General features: G+C 72.9%; 10 protein-coding genes. 3 read left to right on the top strand and 7 right to left on the bottom strand.

The features are described 5' to 3' along the window. Positions 1-187 precede the first annotated feature (187 nt). Together JW613_RS17415 and JW613_RS17410 are read left to right on the top strand one after the other, a co-directional pair. Positions 188-1,390: an aminoglycoside phosphotransferase family protein gene (locus tag JW613_RS17415; RefSeq protein ID WP_209211723.1), complete on the top strand. Its 1,203-nt coding sequence runs from the start codon at positions 188-190 to the stop codon at positions 1,388-1,390. A 318-nt stretch (positions 1,391-1,708) separates the two neighbouring features. Beyond that, positions 1,709-3,691: an N-acetylmuramoyl-L-alanine amidase gene (locus JW613_RS17410; RefSeq protein WP_307865930.1), complete on the top strand. Its 1,983-nt coding sequence runs from the start codon at positions 1,709-1,711 to the stop codon at positions 3,689-3,691. Positions 3,692-3,813: 122 nt separating this feature from the next. On the opposite strand, the gene JW613_RS17405 is transcribed toward JW613_RS17410, so the two are convergent. From JW613_RS17405 to JW613_RS17375, 7 genes are all read right to left on the bottom strand, one after another. Further along, complete coding sequence (locus tag JW613_RS17405; protein ID WP_209211721.1) at positions 3,814-4,311, bottom strand: hypothetical protein; 498 nt, start codon at positions 4,309-4,311, stop codon at positions 3,814-3,816. Positions 4,312-4,391: 80 nt separating this feature from the next. Beyond that, positions 4,392-6,296, bottom strand: a complete 1,905-nt coding sequence (locus tag JW613_RS17400) for an AAA family ATPase (protein WP_209211720.1) — start codon at positions 6,294-6,296, stop codon at positions 4,392-4,394. A 131-nt stretch (positions 6,297-6,427) separates the two neighbouring features. Further along, positions 6,428-6,667, bottom strand: a complete 240-nt coding sequence (locus JW613_RS17395) for a DUF397 domain-containing protein (protein WP_099878435.1) — start codon at positions 6,665-6,667, stop codon at positions 6,428-6,430. 109 nt (positions 6,668-6,776) lie between these two features. Then, positions 6,777-7,970, bottom strand: a complete 1,194-nt coding sequence (locus JW613_RS17390; protein ID WP_209211719.1) for a thiolase family protein — start codon at positions 7,968-7,970, stop codon at positions 6,777-6,779. Then, the gene (locus tag JW613_RS17385; RefSeq protein WP_209211718.1) at positions 7,967-9,076 is read right to left on the bottom strand and encodes a thiolase family protein; all 1,110 of its coding nucleotides are present in this window, start codon (positions 9,074-9,076) and stop codon (positions 7,967-7,969) included. The genes JW613_RS17390 and JW613_RS17385 overlap by 4 nt, the downstream gene beginning before the upstream one ends. Continuing rightward, entirely contained in the window at positions 9,073-10,014 is a 942-nt protein-coding gene (locus tag JW613_RS17380) for a Zn-ribbon domain-containing OB-fold protein (RefSeq protein WP_372447954.1), read from the bottom strand. The genes JW613_RS17385 and JW613_RS17380 overlap by 4 nt, the downstream gene beginning before the upstream one ends. A gap of 63 nt (positions 10,015-10,077) precedes the next feature. Continuing rightward, positions 10,078-10,878, bottom strand: a complete 801-nt coding sequence (locus JW613_RS17375; RefSeq protein ID WP_209211716.1) for a crotonase/enoyl-CoA hydratase family protein — start codon at positions 10,876-10,878, stop codon at positions 10,078-10,080. Between the two features lie 235 nt (positions 10,879-11,113). Here JW613_RS17375 and JW613_RS17370 point away from each other — a divergent pair, with 235 nt between their 5' ends. After that, positions 11,114-12,808, top strand: a complete 1,695-nt coding sequence (locus JW613_RS17370; RefSeq protein ID WP_209211715.1) for an acyl-CoA synthetase — start codon at positions 11,114-11,116, stop codon at positions 12,806-12,808. Position 12,809: the final 1 nt, after the last annotated feature.

Raw genomic sequence — 12,809 nt, 5'->3', positions numbered from 1 at the left:
GTCCCGAGAGCATTCGCCAGGGTTCGCCAGGGTCCGCCAGATGGTGTGCCACCCGCACCCGGGTGTGCTGTAGGAACGCGCCACCCCGGTCGTTGTCGTCCGGCCCGCATTCCCCAGGGTGCACAGGCCGACAGCCGGCCGGGGAGGCGCCGAAACCCGTCGGCACACGAAGGGATCTCGCGCGCCCATGTATTCAGCACCATCCCCCGTGTCCGTGCAGCGCCGGCCTCGTGCGGCCCCCGCGCCGCAGCCCTACGGAAGGGGCCCGGCAATGCTGGCGCCCGATCCGTCGCGCGGCCCTTTGCCCGTGCCGGGCCCGCCCGGCCCGCACGCCGGCGCACGCATGGATCTTCGCGCCCCCGGTACCGTGTCCCAACCCGTCAGCGGGAGGCTGGACTTGTCCGGCCCGCAAGGTGCGCAGCTCCGTGCCGCCATCGCCTCGATCCACCGGATCTGCCCGGAGTTCACGCCCGTCCAACTGCTCCGCAAGCGGGGACGCTCGGTGCTGCTGTCCGGCACAGCGGGCCGCAACACCGTGATCGCCAAGTGCCTGCTGGACCACTCGCCCGCCTGGGCCGAACGCTTCCAGCACGAAATAGCGGCCTACCGCGCCTTCGTACGGCACCGCCCGCCGGTGCGCACCCCCCGGCTGATCGCAGCCGACCCGGACACCTGCACGCTGGTGATCGAGCGGGTGCCCGGCAGGGTGGCAGCGGCGCAGCGGCACCCGTTCGAGGCGCCACCGCGCGCTGATCTGCGAGCGGTGATCGGCTCGTTCCGCCGGATCAACCAGTGGGAGCCGCCGCCGTCGGCGTTCGAGCGCCCTCTCGACTACCCGGCACGGCTCGCCCGCTTCCACGAGCAGGGGCTGCTGACCGACCGCGACCTGGGCGATCTGCAGAAGCTGCTGCACGGTCTGGCCCAGCCCGGCCGCCCCGGCGGCCGTCGCGGGGTGCCCTGGCAGTTCTGCCACGGCGACGCCCTGCTGACCAATGTGATGCTCGGTCCGACAGGACCCTCGCTGGTCGACTGGGAGCACGCCGGCTGGTACCTGCCCGGCTACGACCTGGCGTCGCTGTGGGCGGTGCTGGGGGACGCACCGCTGGCCCGGCGCCGGCTCAGTCAGCTCGCGCAGGCGGCCGGTCCCGCGGCACGGGACGCCTTCCTGGTGAATCTGATGCTGATCCTCACCCGGGAGATCCGTACCTACGAGATGGCGGTGCAGCGCACCATGCAGGACTCCTCCCCGCAGATCGCGGCTGAGGCCGCCGCCGCGGTCCGGGCGGGTGGGATGCCGACGGGCGAGGAGCAGCGACTGCTGCTGCGCAGGCTGCACGACGACTGCGCCACTGCTCGCCGGGCCGTACGCGCAGCAGTGGGCACCCGCTGAACGGGGGCGGATCGCCCGATCGGGTGCGGCACGGCGGCGTCACCGGTCTGCACCGGTGACGCCCCGAGTGCCTGGCAGGCCTGGCCACCGGGGTGACGTGCGGGTTCGTCCGGCGGCCCGACGACGGAAGGGGCACACTGTGCGGAATGATTGACGGATCGTCGGCAAATGGGTACGTCTGAGGACTGCTCGCGCACGTGATCCCACGGCGCCCGGTCCCAGGAGGCGGCATTGCCACGATCCGTCCGTGCCCCCGACAACACACCAGCCGACGACGGCCGCAGCAACACAGGCGGCGGCTCACGCGCCGACAGACGCGTGAGCGGATTCCGAGACAGACGCACCACCCGCCGAACCGCCCGCCGTGCGGTGGTCGGTGCGGCGGCAGCCGCTCTTGTCGTCCCACTGCTGGCGGCAGGCACCCGGGCGACCGCCGACCAGCCGCGCGCCGACACGCTCCAGCAGCAGTTCGCCGCTGCCGCCGACCGCTACCACGTGCCCGAGAGCGTGCTGCTGGGTGTCTCGTACCTCCAGTCGCGCTGGGACGCGCATCAGGGGGCGCCCAGCGTCTCCGGCGGTTACGGCCCGATGCACCTCACCGACGCGCGGACGGCGCTGGCCTCCTCCCGGCAGCAGGGCCACCACACCGGTGCGGAGGACGCCCGGGGGGACAGTCGGCGACCGGCGCGCTTCGCCGCCGAACCGGCCGAACCGAAGCCGGCGGGGAAGCTGCCCGCCCGGCTGCGGACACTGAAGCGCGCCGCCGAGCTCACCGGGCTCCCCGCCGACCGGCTGCGCTCCTCGACGGAGGCGAACGTGCGGGGCGGTGCCGCACTGCTGGCGGACGCCCAGCGGCGGCTGGGCCGCCCGCTCAGCTCCGACCCGGCGGACTGGTACGAGGCGGTTGCCGCGTACCCGGGCGGCGGCCGGGGCGGGCCGGACGCCACCGCGTTCGCCGATGACGTGTTCGACGTCCTGCGGGCGGGCGAGCGCCGTACCACCGACACAGGTCAGACCGTCGCTCTGCGGGCCGCGCCGAAGCTGCGCCCGCCCGCGGAGGCCGACCGGGCGCGCCGGGCCGACGGCCGCGCGGAGTGCCCGCGCAGCGTGGACTGCGAGTGGTACCCGGCGCCGTACGAGAAGTGGACCGACGAGAACGGCGACGAGGACTACGGCAACCACGACAAGGCGCGGCGGCCCCGGTCGCAGAAGATCGAGTACATCGTCGTCCACGACACCGAGGCCACGTACGAGACGACACTCGATCTGGTGACCAACCCCAAGTACGTGTCGTGGAACTACACGCTCCGATCGTCCGACGGGCACGTGGCACAGCACGTGCGCAACAAGGACGCCGCGTGGCACGCGGGCAACTGGTACATCAACTCCAAGTCGGTCGGACTGGAGCACGAGGGGTTCCTGACCGACCCGGACGCCTGGTACACGGAGGCCATGTACCGCAGTTCGGCGCGGCTGGTGAAGTACCTGGCCAAGCGGTACGACATCCCGCTGGACCGGCAGCACGTCCTCGGCCACGACAATGTGCCGGGGCCGACCACCTCCAGCATCAAGGGCATGCACACCGACCCGGGCCCGTACTGGGACTGGCAGCACTATTTCACTCTGATGGGCAAGCCCTTCACCGCGAAGGCGGGCCACAAGTCGGGCGTGGTGACGATCCGGCCCACCTACGACGAGCACAAGCCGGTGTTCACCGGATGCGGGTCCGCGGGCAGGACCTGCCCCGAGCACGGCTCGTCCGCCGTGCGGCTGCACCAAGCGCCGGACGCCTCCTCGCCGCTGGTCAAGGACGTCGGGCTGCGGCCCGACGGCACACCGTCGACCACGGGAGTGAACGACACCGGGGCGCGGGCCACCACCGGCCAGCAGTACGCCGTCGCGGACCGTAGGGGCGAGTGGACAGCGATCTGGTACCTCGGGCAGAAGGCGTGGTTCCACAACCCGGCAGACCGGCCGACCGCCGTTCCGGGGCGGGGCGCTGTGCTCACACCGCGCGCCGGGCTCGACGAGGTCCCGGTGTACGGACGCGCCTACCCGGAGCAGGCCGCGTACCCGGAGGGCGTACCGGCGCAGGCGCTCTCCCCGCTGCCGTACAAGTTCGCCGCCGGACAGCGCTATGTGGCGGGCCCCAAGGTGCCGGGCGAGTATCTGTACGCCGTCACCTACGACCCGGACGCGAAGGACTTCCAGGTGGTACGGGGCAAGCAGCGGTACTACCAGATCCAGCTCGGACATCGGGTGGCGTTCGTCAAGGCGGAGGACGTCCGCGTGCTCCGCTGACCTGGTCGCACCCGATCGGCAGGACGTCCGGGGGCGGCCGGCACGCACGAGTGCCGCCGCCCTCGTGGCGTACCGCGTCACCGGCCCACCGGCGCGGGTGGGCGCCGCACGGGTGCGGTCGGCTACTGCTGGAACATCTCGGCCGGCAGCGGCTTGAGCAGGGCGTACAGATCGTTGGTGATGGGTCGGTCCCAGCTCGCGATGGTGACCAGCACCCCGTCGCTGCGGTCGAACTGGACGCAGGAGATCCGGTCTTCGGACAGCTTGATACGGCGCACGATCAGCAGGTTGTCCTCGTGCATCACCGGGTCGTCCTCGGTGCCGACGACCTCGACGTGCTCGTCGTTCTCCAGCGCGGACAGAAGATGCGCCACCTCGAAGGGCACATCGCCCTCGTCGACGTCCCGGGCCGGGGAGCCCTCGGGGAGATTGCCGATGATCATCGCGGGGCCGCGTCCGCCGAACAGGTCGTAGCGCAGGAAGACGCCCTGGCAGGTGCCGTCCGGTGCGGGCAGCAGGCCCGCGCCGAGATTCCCCGGCCAGTCGGACGGGTCCATGGCCAGGACATCGAAGTCCGGGCCTGCGGGCACGGCGGCGCTGCGGCGGCGGAGGAACGACATGCCGCAATAGTACGTGGCCCCCGGTGATCGCCCCCAGTCAGTGCCCCGTTACGGCGACTCGCGCAAGGGCCCAGGACCGCTCAGGGGCGGTCGAGGAGCGTGCGGGCGAGGGCGAGGTGCTCGCCGTGCAGGCCGACGCGCTCGCAGGCGGCGATCCCTTGCCGTAACAGGTGCTCGGCGCGGTCGGGACGGCCGCAGTGCAGGAAGGCCCGCACCACCAGGGCCGGGGTCTCGCAGCCCCATGGGTCGTCCGTCCAGGGCAGTCCGGCGGCGACGGCGTCCTCCGCGAGCCGGAGCACCGTGTCGGCGGGTTCGCCGTGTCGCAGGGCGTACCAGGCGCGCAGGGCCGGGACGGGCGGAGGTCTCTCGTCGTCGGCCGCGGAGTGCAGCGCGCGCCACAGGCTCAGCTCGGCGTGCAGTGCCTCCCGGTCGGCGGGGTCGGTGGCGCGCCGCACCTCCGCTTCGAGGGTGCGCAGGGCCTCCTCGGGGCGCCCGGTGCGGGACAGGGCCCGGACCAGCAGGCGGACGGCCCGCAGGCGCTGCTCCGTGTCGCAGGCGGGCTCTTCGAGTGCGGCACGCAGATGGTGGACGGTGGCGGCCGGTGCGCCGGAGCGGAAGGCCGCTGCGGCCAGCTCGTACAGGACGTCGGGCCGCTCACGCCGGGTGGGCGGTTCCCGAAGGGCGCGGCCCAGACACCGGTAGGCGGCGTCGGGCGCGCCCGCCCTCGTGTACTCGTGCGCGGCCCGCCGCAGCTCGTCGACGAGCACGGGGTCGCCGTCGGGGTGGACCTCCAGCAGGTGACGCACGGAGGAGCCGCGGGGTGTACCGGGGGCCGCGGCGAGGGCGGCGGCCGTCTGGCCGTGCAGGGCGGTGCGGATACCGGCGGGGACGGCCCGGTAGACCTCTCCGGCGAGGGCGGGATGGCGGAAGGTCAGGGGCGCGTCGCCCGCGCCGTCTGGCGCGTCCAGCATCCGCGCCTCGCGGAGCCGGTCCGCCGCGCCGCGGGCGGCCTCGGCGCGGAGCCCGGCGACGCGGGCGGCGAACGGGAGGGTGGCGTCGGCGCCGAGTACGGCGACGGCCCAGCTGAGCCGTACGCAGTCGGGGCCCAGCTTCTCCAGCCGGTGGAGGAGTTCCCCGTCGGGCGAGGCCGGGGCTAGTTCGGCCAGCCGCGGCCGGCTGTCGGGGTGCGGCTGGATCCCCGCCGCCTGGGCCCGGTGCAGCAGCTCGGTCACCGCCCGGGGGTTGCCGCCGGTGAGTTTCCGGCACTCCTGGGCGAAGGCGGTGTCGGTCTCGCCGGCACAGACCCCGCGTACCAGTTCGGCCACCGCGTCGGTGCTCAGCTCGGCGAGGCCGTACGGCGGTTCGGCCCGGCCGTTCTCCAGGGCCGAGTGGAGAGCCGCCACTTCGGGGCGCGGTTCGCGCGGGTCGTAGCCGAGCGCGCACAGGAGCGGGAGTTCGGGGACGCGTGGGGCGAATCCGGTCAGCCAGGCCAAGGACGCGGGGTCGGCCCAGTGGACGTCGTCGACGAGGACGGCGAGCGGCGCGTGGCGCTCGGCGAGGTGGGCGAAGAGCCGGTCGAGGGCCAGGCGTACGCCGCGCGGGTGCGGCACCACGGCCGGGTCGGGGGCGGGCAGTCCGGCGGCGGGTGCGGCGAGGTCGTACCAGCTGCCGAGCTCGGCGCGGAGCCGGCGTTCGTCGAGCGCGGGGAGCAGCGGCCTCAGCAGCCGACGGACGAGATGGAAGCCGACCTCCTGCTCCTGCTCGCCTCCGCACGCGTACAGGACGGTGCCCCCGCGTGCGGCCACCCGCGCTTGGATCTCGCGCAGGAGCGCCGTCTTGCCGAGCCCCAGCGCCCCGGTGAAGGCGAGGAGACCGCCTGCCCGTTCAGCCGTTCGGCCGTCCACATCCGGGGCGCCGGTGCCGCACAGCGCGGTCACGGTGTGCTCCACCGCGGTGAGTTCGGCCTCCCGCTCCAGCAGCGCCACCGTCGCCGTCCTCGCCGTCCGTGCCGTCCGTGCTGTCTTCGCCGTCCTCGTGCTCGGGCAGATGCCCAGAGCTTACGCCCGCCGAGGGCGCCTGCGGCAGAGAAGCGGGGAAAGGTGCGGCGCGGGGCGCGTCACGTCAGATCGAACTCGCCCTCGCGCGCCCCGCGTACGAAGGCGCGCCACTCCCCCGGCTCGAAGATGAGCGCGGGTTTGTCGGGCTGGCGGCCGTGCCGCATCGCCACGAACCCCTCCACGAAGGCGATCTCGACATCGCCGGTGCCCCGGCTGCTCGACTGCCACTGCGCCCCGCTGAGGTCGAGTTCGGGCTGCCCGATGGTGCTGTCGGCCACGCTGGTGCTCCTCCCGGTCATCGTCGTCCCGGCGCCACCCTAACCACGGCCCGGGCCGCTCGGACAGGGCGCGGCACCGGGGAAAACGAGGTGCCGCGCCCGGTGCCGCGGGGCCGTGTCGCAGTGGGGCTCAGCCGGTGGGCGGCTCGTCGGCTACCAGCCACATGGCGAAGAACTGGGAGCCGCCCCCGTAGGCGTGACCGAGTGCCCTGCGCGCCCCCGGCACCTGGTGTGCGCCCGCCGCACCGCGCACCTGGAGGGCCGCCTCGGCGAAGCGGAGCATCCCGGAGGCGCCGATGGGGTTGGTGGACAGCACGCCGCCCGACGGGTTGACGGGCAGCTCTCCGTCGAGTTCGGTCGCACCGGACTCGGTCATCTTCCACCCCTCCCCCTCCTTGGCGAAGCCGAGGTTCTCCAGCCACATCGGCTCGTACCAGGAGAAGGGCACATACATCTCCACGGCGTCGATCTCGCGGCGCGGCTCGCCGATGCCCGCCTGGCGGTAGACGTCGGCCGCGCAGTCCCGGCCCGCGCGCGGCGAGACGGCGTCCTTGCCCGCGAAGAGCGTGGGTTCGCTGCGCATCGCGCCACCGTGCACCCAGGCGGCCGGGCGTGGGGCGTGTGCCGCACCGGCGCGGTCGGTCAGCACCATGGCGCAGGCCCCGTCGGAGGAGGGGCAGGTCTCCGAGTAGCGGATGGGGTCCCACAGCATCGGTGAGGAGCGCACCTTCTCCAGCGTGATGTCCTCCTCGTGGAGGTGCGCGTACGGGTTCTTCAGCGCGTTGCGGCGGTCCTTGTAGGCGACCAGCGCGCCGATGTGGTCGGGTGCCGAGGTGCGGTGCATATAGGCGCGGACGTGCGGTGCGAAGAACCCGCCGGCGCCCGCCAGCAGCGGCTGCTGGAACGGTACCGGCAGCGACAGGCCCCACATGGCGTTCGACTCGGACTGCTTCTCGAAGGCCAGGGTCAGCACGGTGCGGTGCACACGTGCCGCCACCAGGTTGGCGGCGACCAGCGCGGTACTGCCGCCGACGGAGCCGGCCGTGTGCACGCGCAGCATGGGCTTGCCGACCGCGCCGAGCGCGTCGGCCAGATACAGCTCGGGCATCATGACGCCCTCGAAGAAGTCGGGTGCCTTGCCGATCACCACGGCGTCGATGTCGGCCCAGCCCAACTCGGCGTCCGCCAGCGCCCGTACCGCGGCCTCCCGCACCAGCCCCGCCATCGAGACGTCCCGTCGCGCCGAGACATGCTTGGTCTGGCCGATGCCCACGACACCGACGGGTTCCTTGCCGCTCCCACCGAGGCTGGTCGGGGTGCTCATGGGCGTTCTCCTTCGGCTCCGGCGCCGTCGGACTCCAGGACCGCGACGAGGTTCTGCTGCAGGCAGGGCCCCGAGGTGGCGTGCGCGACCGCGCGGCGGGCCTCGCCCCGGCTCACCCGGGCCGCGGCCTCGCCGATCCGGACGAGCCCGGCCGCCATGACGGGGTTGGCCGCGAGCGGCCCGCCCGAGGGGTTGACAGCGGTGCTCCTGTCGAGCCGCAGCGCTTTGCGCAGCACGACCTCCTGGGCGGTGAACGGGGCGTGCAGTTCGGCGACTTCCGGTGGTGGCGACCCGGCGTCGAACAGCCCGGCGCGCTCGGCGGCCAGCCGGGTCGAGGGCGAGTCGGTCAGGTCGCGTACGCCCGGGCTGTGCGCCTCGATCCGGTGGTCCATACCGCTGATCCAGGCGGGACGGCGGGTCAGCCGGCGGGCGGTGTCCCCGGCGGCGAGCACCACGGCGGCGGCCCCGTCGGTGACCGGGGGCACGTCGTGCGGTCGCAGCGGTCGGGCGAGGTAGTCGCTCTCCAGCAGCGTGTCGACGCCGGGCGAGCCGCTGAGTTGGGCGTGCGGGTTGTCCTCGGCCGCCTTTCTGCTACGGGCGGCGATGCCGGCCAGCTCCCGCTCGTCGGTCTCCCCGGCGTCGAGCAGGGCGCGGGCCTGGAGTGCGGCGAGCGAGACGGAGTCGGGCCACAGCGGGCCGAGATAGTACGGGTCGAGCTGCCGGGTGAGGACCTCGGGCAGATCGCCCGCAGAGGACTCGCCGTAGGAGTACACCAGCGCGGTCTCGGCCTCGCCGGTGAGGATCTTGACCCACGCCTCGTGGAGCGCCCAGGCACCGTCCATCTCCACGTGCGACTCGGAGATCGGCGGCCAGGCGCCCACGCCGTCCAGCGCCATGGTGAAGGAGAAGGCGCGGCCGGCCAGGTAGTCGCAGGAGCCGGAGCAGGTGAAGTCGATCTGGCCGGCGGCCAGCCCCGTGCTGTCGAGCACCTCGCGCAGCACCGGCATCAGCATCTCGACCTCGGAGAGGTTGTCCGCCGCGCGGACGTGCTCCGTCTGCGCGAAGGCGACCACGGCGACCTCCCGGCGCCCGGCTCGGCTCGTCACAGCAACTCCTTGTACGTCTCGTAGTCGGCGTCGGGTTCGCCGGTGGGCCGGTAGTGGTCCGGGTAGCGTCCGCCTTCGGTCCAGACGGGCTCGACGCGCAGGCCCATGCGCACCTGGTCGTAGGGGATGCCCGCGATACGGCCGTGCAGCGCGAGTCCGGCGCCGTCGAGGGCGATGTGCGCGTAGACGTACGGCACCTCGATGTCCAGCCCCTTGGCCTTGATGTTGACCACGCAGAAGGTGGTGACGGTCCCGCGCGGGCCGACCTCGACCTGTTCCCCGGTGGGCACTCCGCAGGTGGGGCAGGCGCCGCGCGGTGGAACGTAGACCTTGTGGCACCGCGGGCAGCGCTCGCCCAGCGTGCGGCGGGTGGTCAGGGCGTCGAGGTAGCGGGTCTGGGCGCGGCCAGGGGTGTAGGTGTAGTCGAGGCGGGCCTCGGCCACGATGCCGGTGACCGGGTCGGCGAACTCGCCCGGGTGCGGCTGCGCCCGGTGGGTGGACGGGACGCTGTCGTCGGGTTCGAAGCAGGCGATGTCGGTGATGGCGCCGCTGCGGTGCTCCGCCCAGCGGATGCGCACGCGCATACCGGTGTTGACCGCCTGTGGGCCCTCCGGCGCGTCCAGGGCGTGCAGCAGTGCGGTGTCGGCGCCGTCGAGGCGGACCAGCACCCAGGCGAAGGGGTGTCGCAGGGGCTGTCCTCTGCGGGGGCGGTCGTTCCACGACCAGGTGGTGACGGTGCCCGTGCGGCCCACCTCCACCAGGTCGCGGAGCTCCTCGGCCGTGACGGGGTCGTATTCGGTGGGCGGGACCAGGGTGCGGCCGTCGGACGCCTTGACGCCGAGGACCGTCCGTTCGCGGAGCCCGGTGAGAAAGGCGCTCTGCACGGGTCCGAGGGAGCGGGTGAAGGGGAACTCGACGACCAACGGTGCGCTGAGCACTTTGTGTGAGGGAGCCGCATTCAAGGTGGGTACCTCTCCGTCTGTGGCTGATCGGTTGCGCACCTACTCCCGGCGGAACCGCGGCCGGCGCTTCTCCGCGAAGGCCCGGGCGCCCTCCTTCGCGTCGGCGGTGTCGAATACGGGCCAGCCGCGCTCCAACTCGGCGGCCAGCCCCTCCTGCTCGCTCATGGCCGCCGTCTCATAGACGGAGGCCTTCACCGCTTCGACGGCCAACGGACCGCAGGCGTTGATGCGTTCGGCCGTCTCCAGCGCCGCGTCCAGCGCCGTGCCGTCGGGTACGACGCGTCCGACGAGCCCGATGCCCGCCGCCTCTTGCGCGCTGTACGGGCGCCCGGTGAGCAGCATCTCCAGCGCGTGCGTACGGGGGATCTGGCGTGGGAGCCGTACCGTCGAGCCGCCGATGGGGAACAGTCCGCGGCGGACCTCGTAGAGGCCGAAGACGGCGCTCTCGCCGGCGACGCGGATGTCGGTGCCCTGGAGCATCTCCGTACCGCCGGCGACGCAGTGGCCCTCGACGGCCGCGATGACCGGTTTGCGCGGCCTGTGGTGGCGCAGCATCGCCTTCCAGTGCAGGTCGGGGTCCTCGCGCAGCCGCTCGCGGTGGTGCTCACCGGCCATGCCGTCCCCGGCGAGTGCCTTGAGGTCCATGCCCGCGCAGAAGGTGCCGCCCGCGCCGGTGAGGACGACGGAGCGGATGGTGTCGTCCGCGTCGGCCTCCAGCCAGCCGTCGTACAGGCCCACCAGCAGGGAGAGGGAGAGGGCGTTCTTGGCTTCGGGACGGTTGAGGGTGAGCACGAGGGTGGCGCCCTCGCGCTCCACGGTCAGATGCTCGGTGCCGCCCATCGCGGTTCCTCCCGTCGCAGGCCGCCTCAGGATCTGGAACAGGTTGCAGTAACGGCGCGCCAACTTCAAGGGTTTTCTGACGCTGCGTCATATTTCTTGTGCGGAAGCTCTTCCCGTCTCCGCGCACCGGTGCTCTGATGACGCCGGACGACACCAGTACGCGAGCACGCGAACACGCACGGGGGCGCACGCGAGACGAGCACGTACGCCGGGCCGGGGTATGGAGGAGCGCGCCGTGGAGTACAACCTTGCCGACCTGTTCGAGTCGATCGTCGACACCGTCCCCGACCGCGAAGCGCTGGTTCATCTGGACCACCCCGGAACCGGCGCCGAACGCAGGCTGACGTACGCCGAGCTGGACCACGCGGCCAACCGGCTCGCGCACCACTTCGCCGACAGCGGCATCCGGCCCGGAGAGCACGTCGGGCTGCACCTGTACAACGGCGTCGAGTACGTGCAGACGCTGCTGGCCTGCCTGAAGATCCGCGCCGTCCCCGTCAACGTCAACTACCGGTACGTCCAGGAGGAGCTGGTCTATCTGTACCGGGACGCCGACCTGGCCGCGGTCGTCTTCGACGGCGAGTTCACCGCCCGGGTCGTGGCAGCGGTACCGCAGGCCCCCCAGCTGCGGCAGCTGGTGCGGGTGGGCGCCGCCCCGCCGGACGGGCCGTCCGCACCGGACCCCGCCCGCGCTGTCGCGCCCGTCGCCTTCGCGGAGTTCACGGACACCGAGGCGGCGGGATCACCGGAGCGGGACTTCGGCCCCCGCTCGCCCGACGATCTGTTCCTCATCTACACCGGCGGCACCACCGGAATGCCCAAGGGGGTGATGTGGCGGGCCGAGGACCTGTTCTTCTCCGGCCTCGGCGGCGGCGCGCCCACCGGCCCGCCGGTCTCCCGGCCCGAGGAACTGGCCGAACGGGTCGCGGCCGGCGGCGAGGGGCTGGTGTTCTTCCCCACGCCTCCGCTGATGCACGGCACGTCCACACTGACCCTCTTCATCGGGCTGAACTACGGCCAGAAGGTGGTGCTGCACCGCAAGTTCGTCCCCGAGGAGGTGCTGCGCACCGTCGAACGCGAGAAGGTCACGGCGATCTCGCTGGTGGGCGACGCGATGCTGCGGCCCCTGGTGGACGCGCTGGCCGGGCCGCTGCACGGCACCGACTGCTCGTCCCTGCTCGTGGTCTCCAGCTCCGGGGCGATCCTCTCCGAGACGGTACGGGAGCAGTTCGCGGCGCTGGTGCCGCACACCACCCTCATCAACAACTTCGGCTCCTCCGAGTCCGGATTCAACGGCACGGCGACGGCGGACTCCGGCCCGGCCAAGGGCTTCCGGATCACCGTCAACGACGACACGGCCGTGGTCGACCCCGCCACCCGGCAGCCGGTACCGCCCGGCGAGGTGGGCCGTATCGCGCTGCGCGGCCATGTGCCGCTCGGCTACTACAACGATCCGGCCAAGAGCGCGGAGACGTTCTTCGAGGCCGAAGGTGCGCGATGGGTGCTGCTGGGCGACCTGGCGACCGTCGACGACGACGGGGTCGTCACCGTGCTGGGACGGGGCTCCCAGTGCATCAACACCGGCGGCGAGAAGGTCTACCCCGAAGAGGTCGAGGAAGCCCTCAAGTCCCACCCGGGCATCTACGACGCGCTCGTCGCCGGCGTTCCCGACGAGAAGTGGGGGCACCGTGTGGCCGCCGTCGTCCAGTTGCGGGCCGACGCCACCGCGCCGCTGACGGCCGAAGGGATACGGGAACACGCCCGCACCCGACTCGCCGGGTACAAGGTGCCGCGCACCATTGTGCTCACGGAGCACATCCACCGCTCGCCGAGCGGCAAGGCCGACTATCGCTGGGCCCGCCGGACCCTGGTCGAGGGGGCGCCCCCTCCCCCCTCCTCGCGCGAGGAACAGACACCGCGACCGCGGTGAC

The organism is Streptomyces smyrnaeus, from assembly GCF_017676345.1.
In the GTDB taxonomy this organism is placed as follows: Bacteria; Actinomycetota; Actinomycetes; order Streptomycetales; family Streptomycetaceae; genus Streptomyces; species Streptomyces smyrnaeus.
This window is presented reverse-complemented; position numbering and strand designations above follow the sequence as displayed.